Origin of the sequence: Thioalkalivibrio sp. HK1, assembly GCA_000583135.1 — a bacterium.
Lineage (GTDB): Bacteria > Pseudomonadota > Gammaproteobacteria > HK1 > HK1 > HK1.
Genome location: JFBG01000046.1, coordinates 1 through 26,471 on the forward strand (window position 1 = coordinate 1; position 26,471 = coordinate 26,471).

The following is a 26,471-nucleotide window of genomic DNA, read 5'->3' on the forward strand; positions in this document are numbered from 1 at the left end:
GGGGACGTTCCAGGTCACGCCAATAGCGCGATGGACGGCTATGCGGTCCGCACCGCCGATATCCCGGATCGAGGCGAGGCGATCCTGACCGTGGTGCAAAGAATCACGGCGGGGTCGGCAGGCGAGGCGCTCGCCCCCGGCGAAGCGGCCCGTATCTTCACCGGCGCTCCGATCCCCGAAGGGGCCGACGCCATCGCCATTCAGGAGAACTGTCGGCGAGAAGGCGATAAGGTCATCGTCCCCGCTCCGCTGGCGGCGGGCACCTTCGTGCGTCCGCGCGGGAACGATATTAGGGCCGGGGATGTCGTGATCGCCGAGGGCGCTCGCATCCGTCCGCAGGAAATGGGGGCGATCGCATCGTTAGGCGCCGACACCGTCGAAGTCCGGAGACGGATAAGGGTTGCGATCCTCGCCACCGGTGACGAATTGCGCGAGCCCGGCGAGGATTTGGCTCCCGGGCAGATCTACAACTCCAATCGCTTCACCCTGATCGGCCTGCTAGAGCGAGCCGGATGCGACATCGTCGATCTCGGGGTCGTCGCCGACCGTATCGATGCGACCTGCGATGCCCTTCGCACCGGAGCGAGCCGCGCCGATGTGCTGATCACCACCGGCGGGGTTTCGGTGGGCGAAGAGGATCATATTCGGCATGCCGTGGAATCGATGGGCGAGATCTTCATCCGCAAGGTTGCGGTTCGCCCGGGAAAGCCGATCGTCCACGGACGCATCGAGCAATGCGACCTGATCGGACTGCCCGGCAATCCGGTCTCCACCCTCGTGGGATTTTGCCTCTTCGTGCGCCCCTTCCTCCTGTGTCGATCGGGGGTCGATGCCGCACGCGCCTTCCCGATGCCGATCCCCGTCCCCGCCGATTTCGCTTGGCCCGTCGCCCAAAGCCGTCGGGAATTCGCCCGCGCTCGACTGATCCCGAGCCAGGGAAATTCCCCGACCGGGCCCGACATGCCAAGAGCGGAAATCCACCCCCGACAAGGATCCGATGTCCTCTCGGCGGCGACATGGGCCGGCGGTTTGGTCGAGATCCCCGAGGGGCGTACCCTTGTCCCCGGCGATATGGTGCTCTATCACTCCTTCGGAGATCTCCTCGATTGACCCCTTATATCCGCATCCAGCAAGCGCCCTTCGATGCCGGTTCGATCATCGAGGATACCGGCCGCAGCACCCCCAAGACCGGGGCGGTCGCCGCCTTCGTCGGGCGGATGCGCGATATCAATGTCGGGAACGAGATCGCGCAAATGACGCTGGAACACTACCCCGGGATGACCGAACGCGCCATCGAGGGCATCTGCCAAGAGGCGTCCGAACGCTGGGATCTTCTGGATATCCGCGTGGTGCACCGAACGGGGACGATAAAGCCGCTCGATACCATCGTCCTCGTGGCGGTCGCAAGCGCCCACCGGCAAAATGCCTTCCTCGCCTGCGAGTTCATCATGGACTTCCTCAAAACCCGCGCCCCCTTTTGGAAAAAGGAAACCACCGAGGACGGCACCGAACACTGGGTCGAATCCCGCACAAGCGACGACTTGGCCGCCGAACGATGGCATGAGCGAACATCATCCGGATTGCGAAGATAAACACCGAGCGGCGAAGTGCTCAGCCCACAAAAACGACAATCCTTCAATATAGCAATCCCCCTCGAAATACCTGCCCTCATCGAGGCGATTCGAATATCGAAAATATCCCGAAATATCCTTATCCGCCATGGCAAGAACGATCGTTCCAATCGATCTATTTCGGCATGAACGGCACAAGCCACAACCTTCTTTCAAGCGATGCGTCAAGATCGAATGACAATGGATTCGGGTATATCCTGACGCGGTTCAAGGCATCATCGATCCCCGGCCCCCAGCCCGCCGAAGCGATGGTTTCGGCATATTGAAAATTCACTTCACAAGGTCATCGCCATGTCTTCCTCCGATTCCTTCTTGCAGGACTATCCCCGCGATATGGTCGGCTACGGCCGCAATCCGCCTCATCCTCGCTGGCCGCAGGGCGCGAAGATAGCGGTGCAATTCGTCATCAACTACGAAGAGGGGGGAGAGAACTGCATCCTGCACGGCGACCCGGCATCCGAGACATTTCTTTCCGAGATCATCGGGGCCCAACCCTTCGTCGGGCAACGACATCTCAATATGGAATCGTTCTACGAATTCGGCTCGCGCGCCGGATTTTGGAGATTGCACCGGCTGTTCACTTCAAGGGATTTACCGGTGACGGTCTACGGGGTCGCGATGGCCTTGGCGAGAAACCCCGAGGCCACCTCGGCGATGGTCGAGGCCGGATGGGAGATCGCAAGCCACGGCTGGCGTTGGATCGACTATCAAAACCTGAGCATCGAGACCGAGCGAGAACACCTCGATCGAGCCATCGAGGTACAAACCCGGATCACCGGCGAACGCCCGCTCGGTTGGTATACCGGTCGCTGCAGCCCCTTCACCCGCCGGCTTGTCGTCGAGGAAGGCGGCTTCGTCTACGACTCCGATTCCTACGCCGACGATCTTCCCTACTGGACGAAAGAATTCGGGCGGGGGCACCTCGTCATCCCCTATACCCTCGACAACAACGATATGCGTTTTGCCACCGCTCAAGGATTCAACTCCGGCGATCAATTTTTCGCCTACCTCAAAGACTCTTTCGACGTGCTCTACGCCGAGGGTGTGGATTGCCCGAAGATGATGTCGATCGGATTGCACTGCCGACTCGCCGGTCGCCCGGGACGCACCGCCGCTCTCGCCCGCTTCCTCGATTACGTCGCCAATCACGATCGGGTTTGGGTGTGCCGTCGCATCGACATCGCTCGTCACTGGCAAGAACATCATCCTTGTCCATAGCAAGAAGGCGCCCGGGATAAAAGCGGCGGAGAGCAAGCCGCCGCGTTGAGCCTTGTATTCCAAAAAACCCGGGATGCCAAGCCTTAGGATGAATGAAAGAAAGCGAGATAGATGGAGACCGCCACGGAAGCAGCGGTGATCAACACCATCGTCTTGCTCACTTTCCATTTCCTCTCGGATTTCCGACCCATCAAGTAGCCCTCGATCTTGGAAATTTGGGTCTGCATCTCCATCAGAGTGTCATTGATTTTGTCGGCGAACTTGTCGAACTTTTCATCGGATTTATCGGCGAACTTGTCGAACTTTTCGTCGATCTTATCGACTAACTTATCAAACTTTTCGTCGGATTTATCGAATCTTTTGTCGACACTCTTGGCGGCTTTATCGAACCTTTCATCGACACCATCGGTGAGTTCGTCGAATCTTTCGTTGACCTTGTCGAACCTCTCGTCGACCTTGTCGAACCTCTCGTCGACCTTGTCGAACCTCTCGTCAACCTTGTCGAACCTCTCGTCAACCTTGTCGAACCTCTCGTCAACCTTGTCAACGAACCTATCAAACCTGTCGTCGGATTTATCGAGCCTTTTGTCAATGTTATCGGCGAATTTATCGAACCTTTCATCGACACTCTCGGTGAGTTTGTCGAACCTTTCGTCGACCTTGTCGAGTCTCCCATCGACCTTGTCGAACCTCTTTTCCAACCACTGCCTATCGAGATTGGGATCCATCGCTATCACCTCGGTGTCGTATGTCTCTTTAGACGATTGAATCAATGCCGGGTTTGCGGCGTCCATCGCTCGGTAGGATATACCGGACTCGTCGGTGATACCCACAAAATCGACATCGAGCCTGACCATGATATCGACCGAGCCTTTCCCGTTCCATTCCCACTTCACCTTCACATCTTCTTCTTCGATGTCGAAATTCGTTTTCCATTGGCCAATCCTACTGCGCAGTATATCCCCCATTTCGCACTGTGACGACTCGACGCTGATATGACAAAAGCACTCGTTATCGAAGCAGCACGACTTCCTACCTTGCACCGTCAGAGAACCCGACTCCCTCAATCCATCTTCCAATGCGTTGAACAGCATCAATGCTCGACCGCGATCCATGATGAATCTCCTTGCCTATCTTTGAAGCCGATTCCCGATCACCCTCTTGGAACTCACTCGCTCTCGCTCTTGTCGTTCCGGCATCGCTGGTGATACTCTCAAAAATTGAATTCTCTTTACAACGCCATCACGTCCTCTTCTCGGATATCCTTCGTTGCATCCTTGAACCAACTCCCGGTTCGTCCAATACACTTGCTCCTTGATTGATACCGACAGTCGAATTCGCCCGGATCGTCTTCGCTCGGGTGGAAATTCCTTCGGCTAGCATCTCATTCACCATCGCAATGAAATCTTAGTGTAGCATTTAAATTACTCTCGATGATCGAAATAACCTCATATTTTTTTCGAATTGCACGATACGAATAACCGTTGCAAAACATATTGCAAATGCTTTTCAACACCATATACCGCATCCTCTCGCAGGCTTGCCTCAGCCTGCACTGCAGTTGGGGTTTGCTGCGAAATATCCTCTTAAAGGGCTTACAATAAAATCTAAACGACTTATGATAAAAAACAACGAAACATATAATACATTTGTGTCAATGAAATCTGCACCATGATCTTTTCGATTTTATTTCACCTGGTCTAGCAAGCGATCATCGAAGCAAGGTATTTCTTCCTTCCATCGGCCTTTGGTGAAATAAGTGATATAAAGAATCTAAACAGATACAAGACATCGATAGCGAACTTCGATATCGAATACATCTATATAATTTCAATACGATCGGATAATCAGATTGCGTATCCGAGTCGATTCCTTGGCCAAATCTTAGCCTGCTTCGGAAAGATATATCATATTGAGATATATCAAAAATTTATCCATATAAAATTCAGAGTTTCAAAAATACATAAAGAGCCACCGATAATGTTACCCTATGTCAATTTATATTTTGTCTTGGGCATCGGTCGGCCGCATAAATCGCTTCGGCGTCTGATCGATTTTGCCGGCATCATTTTAGTAATAACTATCGAGATCATGATTCTTTTTCATTGCCTTGTCGATATCATCCAAACCATCCCAAACCATCAAGAACGATATCAATGAGGGAGGGATATAGAACGCTCTTTGATCAATTAGATAATCATTTGTCGCCGGGTCTGCGAAAGCATTCACAGACCCGGCGACAAATTAGCAAAGCCGAAATCCACTAACCCAGCATAACGACATAATCCCTATGTTTCAGATAATCAACTTTCGCGTCCGAGTCAGTACTTTGGCCGAATCACTGCTCAGATTGCCGGCATCATCCAAAATGGGGGTACTTAATATGCTAACGACACCACGTACCAAAGTGCCTGCTGCAGAAAATCGATCCAAATCCTCGGAGCGAGAGGAGTCGAAGTCATCGGGATCGATCTTTTTCATCGCCACCTTGGCGCGATCGGAAAGACCTTTTAGGACCTTCTCCAACTCGTCTACACGCTTCTTCGATTTTTCCATGAGATCGCGCAAAGTTTTCAGTTCTTCGCAAGCAATATTGACCTTGCACTCATCATCGCGAGCCTGCGATAGTGCCTTCTGACCCTGCGTAGCGAGCACGAGACCGCCCACAAGCATGGCCGGGACCAACACGACTCCTCCGAGGACGAAAGTACCCAAGGCCACGCCACCCCCACCGCTCGCGAGCGTCCCGCCCCCAAGCCAAGCCAGTGTAGCGGACTGAGCCGCGGCGCCGCTCAATGAACCGATGGAAGTGCCGGTGCCGGCCGATGCAAAGAGACCCACAAGGCCCACAGTGGCAGTCGAAGCCGTCCCTCCGGCCGTCGCCGCGGATGCCGCACCGCCCAAGAGAGCATTGGCATGTTCGATGATTCCACGATATTCACGGATCTCGGTCGGATTGATCCGAAGATCGTCAAGCAAATGTGCGTCTCGGCTCCGGCCCTTGAGATTCAACTTATCAAGCAAGCGCAAAAATTCCCCCACGGTATCGTGCGCAACTTCGATCTGCACCTTACCGTAGTCATCGGCATGGCGCATGAATCGCTTACGCGTATCCTCGGTCTTGTCGACATTATTGTCGTAACGATCCTTGGCCTTGCGACTCTTTTCTTTGGCTTTGTAAGTGTCATCGAAACCCTTCACGCCCTTGTAGATACCATAGCCACCAGCGGCTACACCAACGGCGAGCCAGACGATAAGAGGGATTGGCATGGGAGACTCCTTTATGAATCGAGTGGCAAATGATGAAGAAAGGATCAAAGATCAAAGGGTTCTTCCGGGCGATCTTCGATATGACTCCTCAGATCTTTTATATTGGCGAAAGGATTGTCTTTGACGATCTCGGTCAGCGCATCGGTGAGTTTGGTCACCGCCTCGTTATTGTCCTTGGACAGTGCTTCGTCCAAGAACACAAGCAAGCCATCAAATATCTTGGCTCTCTCTTCGAAGGATCGATCGAGTGCCTCGATGATGATATCTCGCTCGCTTTGGATACGGGCGATGGCTTTGCGCTCCTCGAAGCGGATCTCCTCTCTGCGGGTACGCTCCCGCTCTCTGGTATCGAGGTAGTCGAAGAATTTCTCAGTGATCTCCCGTATGGGAGCCGTGGGATCAAGAGCTGCACCGGCCTTTTGAGCCAACGCTTTTCCCGTGTACTTGGCAAAGAATCGCTTATTTTTGAGATCCATTCATGCCTCCCCAAGATCGCAGATATACCGTCATCTCGATCAATCGATGAATCCAAAATACCGATTTCATAGAATACTAAAAAAAAAAAAAAAAAAGTCAATATTCGTATTCCAGATCGATTCTTGCTGTATCCATTTTGGTTTCATGCACTTCTTAACGCCAAGGGCCGAGCGCATCCGGCGTGGCGGATATCGGACAACCAGCATCATCATCTTGCTTAGGTAGCGCCTAGGGGATATCTCTACTTCTACGAATGCTTTTTATCGGTCTCCGGATCAAGACCGTCGGCGGCGACGGCGCTTTGGGGGGGCGTCAAGGGAGATGTCGTTCGTATCGCCTTGAAGTTGGGCTTGGGCGCCCGAGGTGATGCTGCCTAGTTCGTGGATGACCGCTTCCAAGTCCGGGGGCGGACCTTTGGGGTGGTTGTCGAGGGCTTCTCGCATCGCTTTCAGGTGGGTCGGGGTGGTGCCGCAGCAGCCGCCGATGATGCGGGCGCCGGCATCGAGGGCGAGGCAGGCGTAGCGGGCCATCAGTTCGGGGGTGCCGTTGTGGACGCTTTTTCCGTCGACGAACTCCGGGATGCCGCAGTTGGCCTTGGCGGTGATGGGGATTTCCTCGGCGCAGGCCTGCGCAAGGCTGATGACCCCCGCCAATGTTTCGGCGGGGCCCAAGCCGCAGTTGGATCCGAGGGAAATCGGGGGATGGGGCAGGGATCGGCAGAAATTCACGAAGGCCGTCGGGGAAATCCCCATCATGGTGTGTCCGTGGGTATCGAAACTCAAGGTGCAAACGGTGGCAAGGCCGGTCGTGGCGGCACCGGCCAGAGCCGCTTCGACCTCCTCGTAGGAGGACATCGTTTCCACCCAAAGCAAATCGGCTCCCCCGGCTTTCAAGGCGCGAGCTTGGGCTGCGAATATCTCGCGCGCCGCCTCGGGTTCGAGTGTGCCCAAGGGGGCGAATATCTCACCGGTCGGGCCTATCGAACCCGCAACCAGTGTCCCTTGCGAACCGGCGGAGGCTGACTCCTTGGCGATACACGCCGCCGCTTGGTTCAGCTCCTCCACTCGATCTTGCGCCTTATGCAGTGCAAGGCGGCAGGCGTTGGCCCCGAAGCTGTTGGTCAAGATGATATCGGCTCCGGCCTCGACGAATCGACCGTGCAGATCGGCTATTCGCTCGGGGCGCTCGATATTCCAAAGCTCGGGGGCATCCCCGGGGGGAAGGCCGGCTTGGAAGAGATTGGTGCCGATGGCTCCGTCCGCCAACAGGAAGGATCGCTCTTGCAACCGCCTTTCAAACGCAGACAAGGGATGTGATTCTTCGTTCATGTTCTTGCAGATTCACTCGACGACGGCACCCGGGGGCACCCGATACCCGATGCGAATTATGCGAATTATCGGCATCGAGACCCTTCCGATCCGACTCGGAGGCTCCGTTGCCGCTCCCGACAAGAGCATATCCTCATGAATCGCCCGAATCGAGATGTCCGAATCCGAGGCGATTCGAAGCGACTTTCGTATGATTTTCCCGATTCCGCCGCCCGCAATGCGGTGAGATCGTGTCGGCAGTATACGCTTTGGGATCGAGATCGAAGCGGCATCGACCCTAAGGGATACCGGATATCACGATGGCTACCCGGGCCAAACGAAGATCGTCCCCGACCGAAGAGTCATGAGCGCTTAGGGCAATCCATTACGGATTTTTGCCTGCCGGCGCGCGAGCGAGACGATGATTCGCCATCGAATCGCCGCCTTTGGATACCGCTGCGCTTCGACCTGAAAAAGCGCCGCCGAATCGCTATACTTGCCACCTTGGAAGGATCATTGAAAATATCGGGCTATCCTCGCGCGCAGCGATCTTCCGCGCATCGACGCATCACCGAAAAATCGGCCCCCGCACACCGCCCCCATCGGAAAAACGCCATGCACAAAAGCCTGCTGATCGACCCCCATAAATGCACCGGCTGCCTGCAATGCGAACTGGCCTGCTCCTTCGAGCATACCGGTGCTTTCAACCCCGCCCGATCGCGTATCAAAGTCTTCGAATTCGAGCATGGGGCGCTTTCGGCCCCCTACACCTGCACCCAATGCGAAGAGGCATGGTGCATGCATGCTTGCCCCGTGGACGCGATCTCGATCAATTTCGCAACCGGCGCCAAGGAGGTCGATGTCAATCTTTGCGTCGGCTGCAAAGTTTGCACCACCGCCTGCCCCTACGGCACCGTCAACTACCACGCCGACAGCGGCAAGGTCGTCAAATGCGATCTGTGCGGCGGTCGCCCGCAATGCTCCGAGGCCTGCCCGACCGGCGCGATCATCTATGCGCAACCCGAAATGCCGAGCGTGGCGGTGAGCGCGGCCTAAAGCCTCGGGCCGCGAAAAGCCCGAATCGGTCCGAAGCGGAAAATCCTTCGCGCCTTCGATAAGGAGAATTCCTCAAATGGGATGGCAAAAAAGAATCCTTAGAGTCGATCTCACCGCCGGCACCTGCACGCCGGAGCCGCTGAATATGGAATGGGCCCAAGCCTACCTCGGCGAACGCGGTTTGGCCGCCAAATACTTGAAGGAATCGATGGATCCGAAGGCGGATCCGCTCTCGCCGGAAAATGTTCTGATCTTCGCCACCGGCCCGCTCACCGGCACCATGGCATCGACCAGCGGACGCTATGCAGTGGTCACCAAAGGTCCGCTGACCGGGGCGATCGCATGCTCGAACTCGGGCGGCAAATTCGGCGCCGAGCTCAAATTCGCTGGCTACGACCTGCTCATCATCCATGGCCGAGCGGAACGCCCGGTCTATCTGCACATCGTCGACGACAAGGTCGAGATCGTGGATGCCGAGCCCTTGTGGGGAAAGAGCGTTTGGGAAACCGAGCGGTGGCTGCGCGATCAACACCGAGATCCGCAGATCAAGGTCGCCTCCATCGGTGTCGCCGGGGAGCGACTGGTGCGCTACGCCTGCGTGATCAACGATCTTCATCGCGCCGCCGGTCGTTCCGGGGTCGGCGCGGTGATGGGGTCGAAGAACCTCAAAGCGGTGGCGGCCCGCGGCACGAAGGGTGTGAGGGTCGACGATCCGCGCCGCTTCATGGAGGCCGTCTCGCAGACCAAGGCCGTGCTGTGGGATACCGGTCATCGGCGCGGGCTGGAAAAATACGGCACCCTCCCGATGATCGACAACCAGCATGAGTTCGGGGGGCTGCCGACCCGCAACTCCCTCGATGTGCAGTTCGATGGCACCTCGAAGATCAACGCGCGGGCGATGCGCGCCGTCGGCGAGGACGGGCATCGCAATCTCGTCACCAACAAGGCTTGTTTCGGCTGTACCATCGCCTGCGGACGCATCGCGAAGATCAATCCCAATCACTATACGGTGGTCAACCGCAAGGAATACCAGATCGCTTCCGGGGGTTTGGAATACGAAACGGCTTTCGCCTTCGGCGCCGAATTGGGCATCGACGATATCGACGCCCTGACCTTCGCCAACTTCATCATGAACGAACAGGGGATGGATCCGATCTCCTTCGGCGGCACCTTGGCGGCGGCGATGGAACTCTACGAGATGGGAGTCATCACCGACGCCGATACCGACGGCGTCCCCTTGCGCTTCGGCAATGCACAGGCCTTGACGATCATGGCCGAGAAAACCGGCAAATACGAGGGTTTCGGTCAGGTGCTGGCGATGGGATCGAAACTGATGGCGGAAAAATACGGCCATCCCGAGGTCTCGATCACCATCAAAGGGCAGGAGATCCCCGGCTACGACGGCCGCGCCCTGCAAGGAATGGGACTCGGCTACGCCACCTCCCCCCGCGGCGCCTGCCACCTCAAACACGATCTCTTTCATGAGGATATGAACAGCGGCGAGATCACCGGCAAGGGCAAAGCCGAACGCTGCAAGGTCACCCAGGACGAGGTCGCGGCGGTGGATTCGACCGGGCTTTGTCTGTTCACCACCGGGGCATGGAAAATGGATGCGTTCGCTCGTCAACTCGATGCCGCCTGCGAGGGCGGGTGGACGACGAAAAAACTCGAAGAGGTCGGCGAGCGCATTTTCAATCTGGAACGCACCTTCAATCTCGCCGCCGGTTTGACCCGCGCCGATGACACCCTACCCAAGCGCTTTCTCGAAACCCCGGCGCCGAGCGGCACCGCCAAAGGCAAGGTCAGCGAATTGCCGATGATGCTCCCCGCCTACTATAAAGAGCGCGGCTGGACCGAGGAGGGCATTCCCACCAACGAGACCTTGGATCGTCTGCGGCTTTGAGCGCCCGCCTTGGGCCGACAGCGAAGCCAATCATCGACAAGTCATATCATGAACGCAGGGGATCGTTTCGATCCCCTGTCGCTTTTTCGCATCGGTGCACCGATCACGCAAGGCTTTCGATAGAGACCGATATCGAACAATTCGAGGAATCAATCATGAAAGTCACGGTCAGCGCCTCGATCATATTGGAAGACTATCTCCCGACCACCGATACCGATGGTCATAACGAGAACGATGAACGCATCATCACCCTCGATGTCCCGGCGGACAGCGGGGCGCTCGACGTGATGAAAGCGGCGGGGATCCCCGAGGATATCACCCCTTTGATCTCCCTCAACGGCACCATCATCCCTCTCGGTCGACAATCCGAGCAGGTCATCAACGAAGGCGACCATCTCCATTTCATGCCGAGTCTCAAAGGCGGCTGATCCTTGGGCCAACGATCGCGACCTGCTTTTATATCGAAAAACCGAAAACCTTGAAAGGGATATGAACGAATATCGATAAAGGAGGGCGAAGCGATCACCTGAAATGACAAGATCGATGACTCTCCTGTCGATGAGGTGGGACATCGGTCAAAAGACAGCGAGGAAGGGATGATGGAAGGGTAGATCGTGTCGGCAATACGGTGTAAAATGCCCGAAGATAAAGGATGGATCGAGTGAAACAGGCGCCGGATTCCCCCGCAGGAAGCAAGCGACGAGGTAAGGTCTCATGAGCGAAGAGAAAAGGATCGACCGTCTTGAAAAGGTCTGCGATCAAAATACCAAAGAGATCGGTGAACTTCGTCTGATCATGACGGAGACCCTTTCGAAGATCATGATCGATAACGCAGAAACCAGAGAAACCCTTCATAAAGGCTTTTCCAAGCTATCCCGGGACAATGCCATTCTATCGAGATGGCTCATCGCCGCTTCCGCCGTCGGCGGGGCGGTTGCGGGCATCATCGCGATCCTCTTCGGGAAATAGTCTTCGGCCTCGCTCTTCCCTCCTTACGATAGCCCCCTTCCGAGAAAGCCATTGCCTTCATCGATCAAGCGGACGGCTCTTTTTATCCCGCTTGATTCGTCGATCTTGTCTTTTTTGCGTCGATATTCCCGACGATAACTCCCGCAGAAGAACGCATTCGATCCGGTGAAATCCCGGCCGCCGATCGATATCCGAGCGGATTTCCGATAAATCCCGATGGCGCGGACCCGAGCGCGGATACAACGGATTCGGCAGCCCCATCCCGCCTGATCGATACGGATTTCACTCGGCCCGCCTCTAGGTGGACTGCTGCACGGATTCGAACTTGCACGGGATGAAAGGATCGCCCGTTTTTGGATCGATCCCCGTCCTTCCTTTCGTCCGCCTCGCCACGCAATCCCTTTATCATCCTTTGACATCGGATCCGAATCGGCCTTTCGGAAAAGCCCCGATGCAAGGGGTACACTTTCAGCGTTTCGGTCGGCGAGTCCGCGAGCCGACAAGCCTTATGAACTTGGAAGGACGGATAGACGAAAGATGAGGCATCGAGCGCAACTTCGTCCGGGAAATCCCGGGCTCGCCCGGCTTTTCGAGCGAGAGATCGAGGGGGAAACGCTCTTCGATCCCGCTAGCCGAGGGCGCTATGCAACGGATGCGTCCATCTATCAGATCGAACCTTTGGGGGTGGTGGTTCCCCGCCATGTCGAGGATATCCGTCGCACCATCGATATCTGCAAGGATGCGGGGGTGCCGGTGCTACCTCGAGGGGCGGGTACCTCGCAATGCGGCCAAACGGTGGGCGAGGCGATCGTCGTCGATACCGGCAAATACCTCGACCGGATGCTCCACCTTGACGAGGAATCGCGCCGGGTGCGGGTCGAACCCGGGATCGTTCTCGACCGCCTCAACGCTCTTTTGAAACCGAAGGGTCTGTTCTTCCCCGTCGATGTCTCGACCGCCAGTCGAGCCACGATCGGGGGGATGACCGGAAACAACTCCTGCGGCGCCCGTTCCATTCGCTACGGCAATATGGTGCATAACGTCCGCGCCATCGATGCGATCCTGGCCGACGGCAGCACGCTGCACGCCCGCGAAATACCCGAAAATCTCTCGGGGAACGAAAGCCATCTCGACCTGATCAAGCGTCTGCGGGCGCTGGGGGCGCAAGAAGCCGAGGAGATCGAAAGCCGCTTCCCCAAACTCCTGCGCCGGGTCGGCGGCTACAACATCGACAGCCTCGTGCCTTCGAACGATACCCATAATCTGGCTCATCTATTGGTCGGCTCCGAAGGCACCTTGGGATTTTTCACCGCAGTGGAGCTCGACCTGCAGGCGATCCCGACCCATCGGATGCTCGGGGTCTGCCACTTCCCGACCTTTTACGAATCGATGGAAGCCGTGCGCCATATCACCGCCCTCGATCCGAGCGCGGTGGAACTCGTCGACCGCCGTCTGATCGAACTTGCGCGGCAGATCGAGCTCTTTCGTCCGACGGTGGAGCGCTTCGTCAGCGGCGATCCCGATGCCCTGCTGCTGGTGGAATTCGCAGGGGAGGATCGCGACGATCTGATCGCCAAAATCAACGATCTGGACGAAAGGCTGGCGGATCTCGGCTTCCCCGATGCCGTGGTCAAGGCGGAGCGGGACTCTTTCCAATCTGAGATCTGGGAGGTCCGCAAGGCCGGTCTGAACATCATGATGTCGATGAAGGGGGACGGAAAGCCGATCTCCTTCGTCGAGGATTGCGCGGTCCGATTGGAAGATCTTGCGGAATACACCCGCCGCTTGGATGCGATCTTCGCCCGCCACGGCACCCGCGGCACTTGGTATGCCCATGCCTCGGTCGGTACCTTGCATGTGCGCCCGATCATCGACCTGAAAGTCCCCGAAGGGGCTCGCACCATGCGCGCCATCGCCGAGGAATGTTTCGAGATGGTGCGCGAATACGAGGGTTCGCACTCCGGCGAGCACGGGGACGGAATCGTGCGCAGCGAGTTCCACGAGGCGATGTTCGGGGCTCGGCTCGTGGCCGCCTTCGAGGAGGTCAAAAAGACCTTCGATCCCCGAGGATTGTTCAACCCCGGCAAGATCGTGCAGCCCGAAAAGATGGACGATCGCACCCTCTTTCGCTACCCGCCCGACTATCGCCACCCGCCTTTGTCGACGGGGCTCGACTGGTCGGGCTGGGGCGGCTTCCAGCGCGCGGTCGAGATGTGCAATAACAACGGAGCCTGCCGCAAGACGAATCCCGGGGTGATGTGCCCCTCTTTTCGGGCGACCGCCGACGAGCGCCACCTCACCCGAGGTCGCGCCAATACCCTGCGCTTGGCCATGAGCGGTCAACTCGGCGCCGACGGGCTCGTATCGAGGGCGATGGACGAAGCCATGGACCTGTGCGTCGGCTGCAAGGGCTGCAAACGGGAATGCCCCACCGGGGTGGACATGGCGCGGATGAAGATCGAATACCTTCACCAGCGTCGCAAGCGATACGGTTCGAAGATGCGCGATCGCCTGTTCGCTTTCCTGCCGCGCTATGCGCCGTACGCCGCCGCTTTCGCCGGGGTGTTGAATCTGCGCAACCGCATTCCGATGCTGGCGGCATCGCTCGAGATGGCGTGGGGGATCGGCAAAAAGCGGCCGCTTCCGAAGTGGCGGCGCGATCCCTTCCTGGCACTCGAAGAATCGAGCGGCGATGAGGGGTCGATGCCTCCTCGGGTGTTTCACCGCGCCACGCTTGCCCGCTCGGCGACCAAGAGAACCCCCCGAGACGAGGTGGTCCTTTTCGTCGACACCTTCAATACGTGGTTCGAGCCGGAAAACGCCCGCGCGGTGAAAAGGGTGCTTCGAGCGGCGGGGGTAGAAGTCCATTTGGCCACCCCGCCCGAGGGCGAACGCCGCCCCCTTTGCTGCGGTCGCACCTTTTTATCGGCCGGAATGCTCGACGAGGCTCGACACGAAATGTTGCGCTCGATCGCGAGCATGACCCCTTTCATCAAACGCGGGGTGCCGGTGGTCGGGCTCGAACCCTCGTGCATGCTGACCTTCAAAGACGAGGCTTCGGCCTTGGGCGTGGACTTGGGGGGCGAGGCGGAGAATTTCCTCCTCTTCGAGGAATTCCTGGGCAGAAACGAACCCGATATCCCCCTTGAGAGTCTGGGGCCGCGCCGTGCCTTGCTCCACGGCCACTGCCATCAAAAAGCCTTCGGGATCATGCCCCGGGCGGAGGCGACGTTGCGGCTCGTCCCCGACCTCGAAGTGCAAACCATTCCCTCCGGCTGCTGCGGCATGGCGGGCTCTTTCGGCTACGAAGCCGCGCACTACGATATCTCGATGAAGATGGCCGAGCTCGATCTGCTTCCGGCGATCCGAAAGGCGAAGGACGACGCCCTGATCGTCGCTGCGGGAACCAGCTGTCGCCACCAGATCGCCCACGGCAGCGGACGAACGGCGCTTCATCCCGGACGGGTGCTCGAAATGGCCCTTCGATCGTCGAAGTGAAGGAACGAACCTCCCGAAGGCTCGGAAGGGGATCTCGAAAATGCGGTGAACTCGCCTCCCGATCAAGGCATCTCGCCTTGCGTCAATGGGGCGAAGAGATCGATCCTTGAGCGAGGCTCTTTCCGATTCTCGAAGGCTCGGCCGAGCGAGGGCTTGGAACGCCGAGCGACTTGCAAACTTGCAAATCAGCCAAAAGGAGCCGAAAACGAATGAGCCGGATCGCTTTCGAACCTCTGCACGATGAATTCGGGGCTCGCGTCCTCGGGGTGGATCTCGTCCTCGGTCTTCGACCGGATATCGTGCAATCCATCCGCGAGGCTTTGGACACTTGGTCTTTGCTGTGCTTTCCCGACCAAGCGATGAACGACGATGCCCATCTCGCCCTCACCCGTCATCTCGGCGAGCCCGAAGCCGAGCACGTCACCTTGGGGAGCACCGGCAAGGTGGTGTATTTCGGTACCGTCGGCAATGTGGCCGACGACGGCAGCAAGCAAGATGCGGTGCACCCCCGCACCCGCTACCAAACGGGCAACGAGCTTTGGCATTCGGACTCGTCCTTCCGGGCGGTACCGACCCTTTACTCCATCAACCATGCCTACGAGGTCCCGGGCGAGGGCGGCGGAACCTGCTTCGCCAGCATGCGCACCGCTTGGGATCGGCTGCCCGAAAAGACGCAAGATGACATCGAGCCGCTTCGGGTGATCCACGATTATGTCTTTTCTCGTACGCAGGTCGCACCGGTGAACTTGGCGCATGCCGCCTCCCTTCCCCCGGTGGTGCATCGGCTGGTGCGGCGCAATCCGGCCAACGGGCGCAAGAACTACTATGTGGGATCCCATGCCCGCTCCGTCCTCGGCTGGACTTGCGGGGCCAAAAGCCGAGAACTGATCGACGATCTCATGGATCGAGCAACCAGAAGCGAGCATGTCTACACCCATCCTTGGAAGGCCGGGGATACCGTGATCTGGGATAATCGTTGCCTGTTGCACCGAGGGGCGGGCTACGATGCCGACCGGTGGCGGCGACGAATGCGCCAAACCCGGGTATGCGGAGCCGGTCCGACGCTCGAGGAGTGATCGCCGGGCGTCGATGGGCGAGGGCTCGACACATCTCGCTCGACCCTCATCACCGCCTTCGACGAGTCCGAAAAAGCCTCGATCTCGATCGCCGAAAAGCCCGAGGCTCGATCAGGGCGAGATGGCGACGACGATCCGTCATCGATGATCGACGCTCGAAGCCTTGACCCGAAGCCGCCACCGAGACGATCGAGCGATCCGACGATCTTCCGGCCATCGCTTGCGGATTGATATCTTGACCTCCACCCTCTTTTCCCTTTACCGACGTCTCGTATTGGCGCATCCCGGGCGGACGCTGGCGCTGCTGATCGTCTTGCTCGTCTTTTCCGCTTGGCAGGCTCGGCACTTCACCCTCGACGCCTCCGCCGACTCCTTGTTGCTGGAATCGGATCCCGACTACTTGGTCTTTTCCGATGTTCAGGCGCGCTACTCGCAACAAAGCCCGCTGATCATCACCTTCACGCCGAAAACGGGCGATGTCTTCGACGAACCCGCCCTTGCCACCTTGCGCACCCTGCGCAAGCGGCTGCGCGAGATCCCGGGGGTCGCTTCGGTCTTCTGTCTGCTCGATGTGCCTTTGGTGGGATCCGCCCAAGGCCTCACCGGTCTTGCGAGCATCGCCGCCAGAGGGCTGCGCACCCTCGACGACCCCGAAGTCGATCGCGCTTCGGCCCGCAAAGAACTCCTCGAAAGCCCCTATTTCAGCGAATACGTGATCAGCGCCGATGCCCGCACCACCGCCATCAGCATCATTCTGAAAAGCGATGCGGCCCACACCGAAGCCATCGCCGAACGCGACCGACTACGGCTCGCCGAGAGCCAACGATCGCTTTCGAGCGCCGAGCGCGCCGATCTCGCACGGATCGAGGAAATCGTCGATCGAGGCAATCGCCGCTCGGCGAAGGAGCGCCGAGATCGCATCGCAACCATTCGGGGGCTGCTCGATGAATTCGAGAACGCCGGGGAGATCCACCTCGGCGGCGTACCGATGATCGTCGACGACATGATCACCTTCATCCGCAACGATCTAGTGGTCTTCGGGGTCGGCGTCGCCCTTTTCATCGCCTCGATGTTGGGGTTGATTTTTCGCTCTTGGCGCTGGATCGCCCTGCCGCTTTCGGGTTGCATCATCAGCGGGCTGGTCATGATCGGCGGGCTGGGATTTGCGGGATTGAAGGTGACGGTGATCTCGTCGAATTTCCTCGCCTTGATGTTGATCATCGCCCTGTCGATGCATATCCATCTTGCGGTTCGTTATCGCCAGCTCCATCGGGACCGACCCGACGCCTCCCATCGGGAGCTGGTCGAGCAGACCGTCCGGCGCATGGCCAAGCCTTGCCTCTATGCGGCATTGACCACCATCATCGGCTTTGCTTCGCTGGTGTTCAGCGATATCAAGCCGGTCATCGACTTCGGGCTGATGATGAGCGCCGGACTCTTGGTGAGTTTCGCCGTCGCCTTCACCGCCTTTCCCGCCCTCTTGCTGTGGATCGGCAAAAGCCCCGAGCCCTCCTCGACCGCAACCGTCGGCTCTCGCCTCACCCACGATCTTGCCCGAATCGCCAAGCGATATCGCAAGGCGACGATCCCGATCGCCGGGGGATTGTTCGCGCTGTCGATCATCGGCGCCTTGCGACTCGATGTGGAGAACAGCTTCGTCGATTATTTCGGCGAGAACACCGATATCCACCGGGGGCTTTCGCTCATCGATCGCGAACTGGGCGGAACCACTCCCTTGGAAATCCTGCTCGATCTGGACGAGGGGCGGATCTTCGACGACGAACCCTCGCCGAGGCCGCAAAATGCCGAGGAAAAAGCGGCCAAGGCCACCTATTGGTTCACCGGCTTCAAGATCGATCGCATCAAGGAGGTTCACGACTGGCTGGCGAAGCAAGAGGGGGTCGGCAAGGTGCATTCGCTGGCCTCGCTGATCCGGGTGCTGGAAAAGGTCAACGGCGAAAAGCCCTTCGGCGATTTGGAACTGGCGCTGATCTACAAGATGGCGCCCGATGAAATCAAAGGGCTGATCGACGACTATGTCGATGTCTCGCAGGACGAGGCCCGAATCGTGCTGCGGATCGAAGATACCGCACCCGATCTGAAGCGGCGGGAATTGTTGGAGCGGATCGAAACCGGATTGGCCCTCGAGTTCGAACTCGGACCCCGAGACGTCACCATCAGCGGATTGATGGTGCTTTATAACAATATGTTGCAAAGCCTCTTCGTTTCCCAGATTGCAAGCCTAGGCGCGGTGTTGATCGGCGTGGGGCTGATGCTCCTTGCGCTTTTTCGCTCGCCGACGATCGCCCTGCTCGGACTCCTGCCCAACCTGCTGGCCGCAGGGGCGGTGCTGGGGACGATGGGATTTTTATCGATCCCCTTGGATCTGATGACCATCACCGTGGCCGCCATCACCATCGGCATCGCCGTCGACAACGCCATCCACTACCTCTATCGCTTCCGCGAGGAATTCGCCCGCGGCGGCGACTATACGAAAGCCCTGTACATCTCCCACGGGAATATCGGACGAGCGGTGTTCTACAACTCCGCCGCCATCGTCTTCGGTTTCTCGATCCTTTTATTGTCGAATTTCCTGCCCACCATCCACTTCGGATTGCTGACCGGCTTGGCGATGGGCATCGCCTTGATCGCGACCTTGACTCTCCTGCCCTCGCTGATCCTCCTTCTAAAGCCCTTCGGGCCACAGCGCAAAGTCGCCGCCGAGTGAATCCGAGCGAACCTTGGCGATATCGGCTATCCAAAACCTGAGGGTTCACCCGGGGCTCGCTTCCTTGCCCACCCCTCCGGCGAGCAATCCCGGGTGGTCGGCCAAGAGCCTTGCCCGCATTTCGGATACCGCCGGATCGCCCGAACCCCGAGGATGCGGCAAGTCCACCGCCTGTTCGTAGACGATCCTTCCCGGGCGAGGGGCGAAAAAAAGGATGCGATCGCCGAGCGAGATCGCCTCCGTCAGATCGTGGGTCACGAAAAGGACGGTCGTTCGGTATCGACGCCATAGATCGTGCAGGCATTCACGCAACCGCCACGCAAGGGGTTCGTCCAAGGAGGCGAAGGGCTCGTCCATCAATAGCAGGGTCGGGCGGGCATGAAAAGCGCGGGCGATGGCCACCCGGCGTTGCATCCCCCCCGATAGTTTGGCGGGCAAGGCATCTTCGAAGCCCCCGAGTCCCGCTTCTTCGAGCAAGGCCAATGCCTCTTGGCGATCGGCCTGGCCCCCTCGAGGACGCACCAGTTGCACATTGTCCAGAGCATTGAGCCACGGCATCAATCGGGGGCTTTGGAAGACATAGCCGATCCGCTCTTTCGCATTCGATGCTCGTGCATTCGATACTCGTACATTCGATGCTTGGGGCGAACCTGCCGATAATGCCGAGGGGCCGATATCGAGACGGCCTTCGAAATCCCGATCCAACCCCCCCACGATATTGAGCAAGGTGGTCTTGCCCGCCCCGGAAGGACCGACGATGACCACGAACTCCCCGGGGTCGACGACGAACTCGATGCCCTCGAGGGCGAGGGTCGGCGGATCGCGAAAGCGTTTGCGATCGATGACGAGTCTGATAGCGCTTCCCGACACCGCCGAGCCGGCGGCCTCGAAGCCACGGCGATTGGGATCGGGTTCGTCCGGCAAAGAGGGGTTCGAGGCGGCGTCGCTCATCGTCGCCAACCGCCGAATTTTCGATCCAGCGGTCTCATCACGAGGGATTCAAGGGCGAGGATGACCACGGCGAAGGCGATGGTATAGGCCAATATCCCTTCGATATCGAAGAACTGAAAGAAGGTGCCGAATTGGAAGCCGACACCGTCGCTGCGACCCAAGAGCTCGACCACCAGCACGATCTTCCAGATCAGGGCCAAACCCGATCTCGCAGCCGCCATCATATAGGGGGCGAGCTGCGGTAGATAAACCTTGGAAAAGGTGCGAAAGGGACCGATTCGATAGACCTGCGCGACCTCCATCAACCCGCGATCCACCGCCTTGGCTCCCTCTCGCACGGTAACCACCACCGTGGGGATCTTGTTCAAAGACACCGCCATCACCGCCGCCACCTCGTTGAGCCCGAACCAGACGTAGCACAAGATGATGGTGACCAAGGCGGGGATATTGAGGCCCAGAATCAGCGCACTGTCGAGGGCCCGATCGATACGCAAGGAGCTCCCCATGGCCATCGCGATGGCGGTCCCCACCGCCATCGCGATGGCGAAACTCGCCGCGACCCGGCCCAGCGTGATCGACAGATGGTGGCCGAGGTCGCCGCTTGCGCCTTCCTCCCACAACCGCATCGCCACCTCCAAAGGTGGCGGTAGCAGATCGCCGTCGACGATCCACGCGATGATCTGCCACCCGGCGACGATGACGAGGAGCGATAAGGCCCGCAGCCAAGGAAGCGAGTCCGAAGCGATCAGTTCACTCTCCGCGGCAATTCGAAGCCCTCCCAGAAGGTGCCGGGGCTCAGGGAATTGCGGGCACCGACCAGCTTTTCCCCGCCCTCGCGCGCCAGCACATCGAAGGTGCGAGCCGCGGCCTGCCTATCCTCGGCGTCGAAAGTATGCGGCACCCCGGCACGCCAGGCATCTCGTAGCGTGCGGGCGGTGGCCGCATCGGGAGCCTTCATTTTCGGAGCGAGCCGCTCCCATTCGGCATCGGAATCGAGCATCAGTCGCTTGGCGGCGTAAGACGCCCGCAAAAAAGCGGTCAGGGAATCCGTATTTTCCTCGGCGAAGCGGCGAGAGAATACCCAGCCGAGCAAGGGAACGGGACGATCGATGCCCAGCTCGGGCAAGATTTCGCTGACCGAGACCAACTCTTCGAAGCCCATGGCCCGCAACCTTGCGTTGTAGTGCCAAAAATTGAGCACCGCCGGTAGATCGCCCTTGCTCGCCAGTTTGTTCAGCAAAGGCGGAGCGCCGAAGGTCGGCTCGACCATGGCCGCAAGATCGATGCCCCGGGATTTCGCCAAGGCTTGGACCAACAACCAGCTTTTATCGACCGGGCCACCGGCCACTCCGACTTTCTTCCCCGCCAAATCGGTCAATGCGCCTATTTGCGCCTTCGGATCGACCATCAATCCCCCGACGGCCAAGGAATAGGGCACGAAGGCGTAGTCCCTTCCCTCGGCCCGCTGGCGCGATACCCAGATCCAGTCGGTGACGATCACATCCGTGCCGTCGCCTTGGAGGGCGACGGAGGTCGCCTGCTTCGAGCCGAGCTCCACCACTTCGAGGTTCACGCCCTCTTTGCGATCGAGCTCGTGGGTTTTGATGACGTCGAGTTCCCACATCACGGTGCCGAATTTGAGCACGCCCACTCGGATCTGCGGATCGTCCGCCTGTGCCGGCAGCGACCCAAAAAGAGCGACCACGGCGAACGCTCGAAGAGCGTGCAACCAAGAAAAGCGTAAGCGTCTTCGTATCATGAGTCGTTGCATGGAAAATTCCTCCTATCTCGGTCGATGGGATCGAACGATGCAATCGAACGATGTCATCTAAATGATGCGATGATCGAGCGATGCGATCGATATATCGCACAGCGCGCGCTCGTCGACGAAAAGCGTTTGCGCAAAGCATCGAACGAGCGCATCGAACAAGCGTATCGAAAAGAAAATCCGATTTTCCGATCGGATACCCTTAAAATCCGTTGTCGAGATCCGTTGTCGAAGTCCATTGTCGCGAGCGAAGCCACGCACCGATCCCGTATGGTCGGATGTGATCGGCATGATCGACGATCCGCACCGGCACCGTCTTCCACGGCCCTTTTTCCGCCTTCGATGGGCTTCGAGATGAATCCCGCCGATGCGCGCAAGCCGATGCGCACGACAGGCTCTTATCATACAAGGCTTGTCTTGTACGGGGCTTGTCGGTTCTCGAAAAGCGATCCGAAAATAGCGTGATCGGTTGCGAAAAGGTACGATAGGCATCGACATTGCGCGCTTGTCGGGATTTGTCTTTTCGTATCGATAATCCGGCAAGCGCCCCTTCGCCGTCGAAAGACCCCGCCCATCGGCGAGAAAGACTGACGTTACAAGATTCCTTCCGCCGGCGGGCGAACGATCCGGATCCAAGCGGGTGGGCGCTCGTTTCTCGCTTTGCCCCTTGGAACACTCCATCCGGTGCATCTTCGAGCACCTTTGAAAGAGACCTAAGATCATGAAAAGGAAAAATCTCGAGTCGACTCCCAAGTCGAGATGGCTTGCCCTCGCCGGTGCCTTCGCCTTCGGCGTGGGTGCGGCCCAAGCGCAATCCAATCTCGACAAGCTCAGCCAGTTCAAAACCACCGGCGTCGAAGAGTTCGAGGTCATCGAGCAGGATACCGAATTCGCGCAAGCCATCCGCGAAACCTTGGAGCGCATCCGGCTACCCGAGGGCTTCGAGATCGATCTCTACGCCATCGTTCCCGATGCCCGTCATATCGCCGTCGGCCCCCAAGGGGTGGTCACTTTCGTCGGCACCCGCAAGACCGATGTTTGGGCGGTAACCGATCGAGACAAGGATCGAGTCGCGGACGAGGTCAAGCGCTTTGCGCCCTCGATCGACTTCACCATCCCCAACGGACCTTGTTTTTCGAGAGACGGTTTTCTCTATATCGCCGAGCGAAATCGCGTGCTCCTTTTTCCGGCGGCGGAGTTCTTTTATGAAAGCCCCGATGTTGCGGCCTTCAATGTCGTGCCCCAAGGAGAGCTGATACCGGTCGATGAAGAGAGCTACAACCACAGCGCTCGCGTGTGTCGAATCGGCCCCGACAACAAACTCTATATATCGCTGGGACAACCCTTCAACGTCCATCCGCAAGAGAAGATCGCCTTGTATGACGAGATCGGCATCGGCGGCATGATTCGCATGAATCGCGACGGCACCGAGCGCGAGGTCTATACCTACGGCATCCGCAACTCGGTGGGGCACGATTTCAACCCCGCCAACGGAGAGCTGTGGTTCACCGACAACCAAGTGGATGGAATGGGCGACGATATCCCGCCGGGGGAGCTCAACCGGCAAACCGAGATGGGGCAGCATTTCGGCTTTCCTTGGTACGGCGGCGGATCGGTGCGCACCAACGAGTACAAGGACGATACCCCGCCGGAGGGAATCGTCATGCCGGAGGTGGAAATGGACGCGCACGCCGCCGACCTCGGGATGACCTTCTACAACGGCCGGATGTTCCCTGCGAAGTATCGCGGCGGGATCTTCTCTGCGCAGCATGGCTCTTGGAATCGCACCGTTCCGATCGGGGCCCGCGTGATGTTCACCGCCGTCAACGCCGACGGCTCTGCGGGTGAGACGATGGTCTTCGCCGACGGCTGGATCGGCGATAACGGCGAATACCTCGGCCGGCCGGTGGATGTCGCCCCGCTCCACGACGGCTCCATCCTCGTCTCCGACGATTTCACCGGTGCGCTGTACCGCATCTCCTACCGGGGATAGCATCCTTGTTCGCCGACTGCAAAGCAACCGGCATCGCTACCGGCATCGAGGCGGCTTGTCGACGAGTCGCCTCGATGACCTTGAACGCCGCCGCGATCGTCGTGTTGGCGGCGTTCGGTGCCGGGGGCGTTCAAAGCGCTCATGCCCAAGACGCCGATGCCGGTCGCATCAAGGCTAGGATGTGCCAAACCTGTCATGGTCTCGATGGCATCGCCAAGATCCCGTTGGCCCCGCATATCGCCGGAGAAAGCGAGATCTACCTGCGCACCCGCCTCGAAGCCTATCGCTCCGGCGATATGGAGCATGAAATGATGTCGCTAATCGCCAAACCCCTTTCCGACGAGGACATCGCCGATCTCGCCGCTTGGTACGCCTCCGTTCGCATCGATGCGCAAATCCCCGAATGAGGATCGCACGAGCGTCTCGATGTCGAGGTCGTGCGCTTTTTCGGCAACGAGCGCAACCGAACGAGAACGCACTTGGCGCTTGTCTTCTCGCCTTCGTCCACCCGATCGCCTGCGAGCATCCGACGGCCAAGGGACGCCCTTGCCCATCGTTTCGCCTTATCTAGCGCATCGAAGACAAGCCCGATACCCTTTATCAAGGAGAATTCGAAATGCAAACAAGAGCCGCCGTCGCCTTGGAAGCCGGTAAACCGCTTTCGGTGGAAACCGTCGAACTCGCCGGACCCGAAGCCGGTGAGGTGGTGGTCGAAATCAAAGCCACCGGGATCTGCCACACCGACGAATTCACCCGCTCCGGGGCGGATCCGGAAGGCATCTTCCCCGCCATTTTGGGTCATGAGGGCGCCGGGGTGGTCGTCGACGTCGGCAAGGGGGTGAACAGCCTCGAAGTCGGGGATCATGTCATCCCGCTCTATACCCCCGAATGCCGTCAGTGCGAATACTGCCTGAGCGGAAAAACCAATCTTTGCCAATCGATCCGGATCACCCAAGGACAAGGCTTGATGCCCGATGGCACCAGCCGTTTCCGGATCGGGGGCGATGCGGTCTATCACTACATGGGAACATCCACCTTCTCCAACTACACCGTGGTGCCGGAAATCGCTCTGGCGAAGGTGCGCAAGGACGCCCCCTTCGAGAAGATCTGCTATATCGGATGCGGGGTTACCACCGGCATCGGAGCGGTGATCAATACCGCCAAGGTCGAGCCGGGGGCGAACTGCGTGGTCTTCGGGCTCGGCGGGATCGGCCTCAATGTCATCCAAGGGCTGCGACTGGCGGGGGCGGATATCATCGTCGGGGTCGATACCAATCCCGGCAAACGCCCCTTGGCCGAGCAATTCGGCATGACCCATTTCGTCAACCCGAAGGAGGTGGAGGGCGATCTGGTGCCTTTTCTCGTGGATATCACCAAGGGCGGGGCCGACTACTCCTTCGAATGCATCGGCAATGTCGATGTGATGCGCCAAGCCCTCGAATGCTGCCACAAGGGTTGGGGGGAGAGCATCATCATCGGGGTGGCGGGGGCCGGACAGGAGATATCCACCCGTCCTTTCCAGCTGGTCACCGGGCGCGTATGGCGGGGCACCGCTTTCGGCGGCGCCAAGGGGCGCACCGATGTCCCGAAGATCGTGGACTGGTATATGGACGGAAAAATCAATATCGACGATCTGATCACCCATACCATGCCGCTCGACGATATCAATCGGGCTTTCGATCTGATGCATTCGGGCGAATCGATCCGCAGCGTCGTCGTCTATTGAGGAGGCTCGATGATGGAAGTCCTCGCCGAACACCGCTGCCATGAGGGCGTACAGGGTTTTTATCGACACGATGCCCGTACGACCGCCACCTCGATGCGCTTTGCGGTCTACCTTCCACCGGCGGCGCAAGATCGATCGGTGCCGGTGATCTACTATTTGGCGGGACTGACCTGTACCGAGGAAACCGCCACCATCAAGGCCGGAGCGCAAGCCCATGCCGCCCGGCTCGGGCTTGCTCTGGTCATGCCCGATACCAGCCCTCGAGGGGCGAATATCGAAGGCGAAGACGATGATTGGGATTTCGGGACCGGCGCCGGCTTCTACCTCGATGCCACTTCGGATCCGTGGTCGAGAAACTATCGGATGTATTCCTACATCACCGATGAACTGCGCGAGTTGGTGGCATCGCGCTTTCCGGTGCTCTACGATGCCACCGGGATCTGCGGACATTCGATGGGCGGGCACGGCGCCTTGGTCATCGCCCTTCGCAACCCCGATGCCTACCGCACGCTCTCGGCCTTCGCTCCGATCTGCGCCCCGATGCAATGCCCTTGGGGAGAAAAAGCGTTCTCATCTTATTTGAAAGACGACCCGTCGGCCAAAGAGCGATACGACGCCGTTTCCCTGATATCGAGCGGCGCGCGTTTCGAAGGGGAGATCTTGGTGGATCAAGGCGAGGACGATCCCTTCTTGAAATCCCAGCTGCACCCGCATCTGCTGCAAGAAGCCTGCGAAAAGGCCGGCCTCGATCTGCAGCTGCGCCGTCATCCGGGATACGACCACGGCTACTATTTCATCCAAAGCCTCATCGGCGACCATCTCGAGCACCACGCTCGGGGGCTCGGCGCTCGATCATGATGCGCAAGATCGAGTCCCGGCTGCGACATCGCTCGATCGGCG

General features: G+C 58.7%; 21 protein-coding genes. 14 read left to right on the top strand and 7 right to left on the bottom strand.

Annotated elements, in window-relative coordinates; all coding sequences use genetic code 11:
• From BF99_RS0112190 to puuE, 3 genes are all read left to right on the top strand, one after another.
• On the top strand, positions 1–1,110 hold a 1,110-nt coding region (locus tag BF99_RS0112190; RefSeq protein WP_038098250.1), incomplete at its 5' end, for a molybdopterin molybdotransferase MoeA.
• A complete protein-coding gene (locus BF99_RS0112195) occupies positions 1,107–1,592 on the top strand; it encodes a molybdenum cofactor biosynthesis protein MoaE (RefSeq protein ID WP_025771077.1) in 486 nt (161 codons plus the stop codon). The genes BF99_RS0112190 and BF99_RS0112195, both read left to right, overlap by 4 nt.
• Before the next feature lie 330 nt (positions 1,593–1,922).
• A complete protein-coding gene (gene puuE, locus BF99_RS0112210) occupies positions 1,923–2,849 on the top strand; it encodes an allantoinase PuuE (protein WP_025771078.1) in 927 nt (308 codons plus the stop codon).
• An 83-nt stretch (positions 2,850–2,932) separates the two neighbouring features.
• Here puuE and BF99_RS22060 read toward each other — a convergent pair whose 3' ends face one another.
• The 4 genes from BF99_RS22060 to bmt form a co-directional block, all read right to left on the bottom strand.
• Entirely contained in the window at positions 2,933–3,964 is a 1,032-nt protein-coding gene (locus BF99_RS22060) for a hypothetical protein (RefSeq protein WP_051482899.1), read from the bottom strand.
• Positions 3,965–5,144: 1,180 nt separating this feature from the next.
• Positions 5,145–6,119, bottom strand: coding sequence for a hypothetical protein (locus tag BF99_RS0112230; RefSeq protein WP_156013297.1), 975 nt, complete (start codon positions 6,117–6,119; stop codon positions 5,145–5,147).
• A 44-nt stretch (positions 6,120–6,163) separates the two neighbouring features.
• Positions 6,164–6,595 (bottom strand): hypothetical protein, encoded by a 432-nt coding sequence (locus tag BF99_RS0112235; RefSeq protein ID WP_025771082.1) that lies wholly within the window; start codon positions 6,593–6,595, stop codon positions 6,164–6,166.
• 276 nt (positions 6,596–6,871) lie between these two features.
• Positions 6,872–7,924 carry a betaine--homocysteine S-methyltransferase gene (gene bmt / locus BF99_RS0112240; protein WP_051482900.1) on the bottom strand — a complete coding sequence of 351 codons (1,053 nt, stop codon included), beginning with the start codon at positions 7,922–7,924 and terminating at the stop codon, positions 6,872–6,874.
• Between the two features lie 594 nt (positions 7,925–8,518).
• Here bmt and BF99_RS0112250 point away from each other — a divergent pair.
• The 7 genes from BF99_RS0112250 (at position 8,519) to BF99_RS0112305 (ending at position 19,133) form a co-directional block, all read left to right on the top strand.
• Entirely contained in the window at positions 8,519–8,959 is a 441-nt protein-coding gene (locus BF99_RS0112250; protein WP_025771084.1) for a 4Fe-4S dicluster domain-containing protein, read from the top strand.
• A gap of 76 nt (positions 8,960–9,035) precedes the next feature.
• A complete protein-coding gene (locus BF99_RS0112255) occupies positions 9,036–10,862 on the top strand; it encodes an aldehyde ferredoxin oxidoreductase family protein (RefSeq protein ID WP_025771085.1) in 1,827 nt (608 codons plus the stop codon).
• 155 nt (positions 10,863–11,017) lie between these two features.
• Positions 11,018–11,290, top strand: a complete 273-nt coding sequence (locus BF99_RS0112265; protein WP_025771086.1) for a hypothetical protein — start codon at positions 11,018–11,020, stop codon at positions 11,288–11,290.
• A 286-nt stretch (positions 11,291–11,576) separates the two neighbouring features.
• Positions 11,577–11,831, top strand: coding sequence for a hypothetical protein (locus BF99_RS0112270; protein ID WP_025771087.1), 255 nt, complete (start codon positions 11,577–11,579; stop codon positions 11,829–11,831).
• 537 nt (positions 11,832–12,368) lie between these two features.
• Entirely contained in the window at positions 12,369–15,329 is a 2,961-nt protein-coding gene (locus tag BF99_RS0112285) for an FAD-binding and (Fe-S)-binding domain-containing protein (RefSeq protein WP_025771090.1), read from the top strand.
• Between the two features lie 209 nt (positions 15,330–15,538).
• A complete protein-coding gene (locus BF99_RS22065) occupies positions 15,539–16,405 on the top strand; it encodes a TauD/TfdA dioxygenase family protein (protein WP_025771091.1) in 867 nt (288 codons plus the stop codon).
• 235 nt (positions 16,406–16,640) lie between these two features.
• Entirely contained in the window at positions 16,641–19,133 is a 2,493-nt protein-coding gene (locus BF99_RS0112305; protein ID WP_038098263.1) for an efflux RND transporter permease subunit, read from the top strand.
• Positions 19,134–19,178: 45 nt separating this feature from the next.
• Here the strand turns inward: BF99_RS0112305 and BF99_RS0112310 are convergent, their stop codons facing one another.
• From BF99_RS0112310 to BF99_RS0112320, 3 genes are all read right to left on the bottom strand, one after another.
• Positions 19,179–20,084, bottom strand: a complete 906-nt coding sequence (locus BF99_RS0112310) for an ABC transporter ATP-binding protein (RefSeq protein ID WP_081759251.1) — start codon at positions 20,082–20,084, stop codon at positions 19,179–19,181.
• Positions 20,081–20,710, bottom strand: coding sequence for an ABC transporter permease (locus BF99_RS0112315; RefSeq protein ID WP_081759254.1), 630 nt, complete (start codon positions 20,708–20,710; stop codon positions 20,081–20,083). The genes BF99_RS0112310 and BF99_RS0112315 overlap by 4 nt, the downstream gene beginning before the upstream one ends.
• A 119-nt stretch (positions 20,711–20,829) precedes the next feature.
• Positions 20,830–21,855 carry an ABC transporter substrate-binding protein gene (locus BF99_RS0112320; protein ID WP_197019130.1) on the bottom strand — a complete coding sequence of 342 codons (1,026 nt, stop codon included), beginning with the start codon at positions 21,853–21,855 and terminating at the stop codon, positions 20,830–20,832.
• Between the two features lie 718 nt (positions 21,856–22,573).
• Here BF99_RS0112320 and BF99_RS0112335 point away from each other — a divergent pair.
• The 4 genes from BF99_RS0112335 (at position 22,574) to fghA (ending at position 26,429) form a co-directional block, all read left to right on the top strand.
• Positions 22,574–23,845, top strand: a complete 1,272-nt coding sequence (locus tag BF99_RS0112335) for a PQQ-dependent sugar dehydrogenase (protein WP_025771099.1) — start codon at positions 22,574–22,576, stop codon at positions 23,843–23,845.
• A 74-nt stretch (positions 23,846–23,919) separates the two neighbouring features.
• Complete coding sequence (locus BF99_RS0112340; RefSeq protein ID WP_025771100.1) at positions 23,920–24,252, top strand: c-type cytochrome; 333 nt, start codon at positions 23,920–23,922, stop codon at positions 24,250–24,252.
• A gap of 209 nt (positions 24,253–24,461) precedes the next feature.
• Positions 24,462–25,571 (top strand): S-(hydroxymethyl)glutathione dehydrogenase/class III alcohol dehydrogenase, encoded by a 1,110-nt coding sequence (locus BF99_RS0112350; RefSeq protein ID WP_025771102.1) that lies wholly within the window; start codon positions 24,462–24,464, stop codon positions 25,569–25,571.
• Between the two features lie 12 nt (positions 25,572–25,583).
• On the top strand, positions 25,584–26,429 hold the full coding sequence (gene fghA / locus BF99_RS0112355) for an S-formylglutathione hydrolase (protein ID WP_197019132.1): 846 nt from the start codon (positions 25,584–25,586) through the stop codon (positions 26,427–26,429).
• Positions 26,430–26,471: the final 42 nt, after the last annotated feature.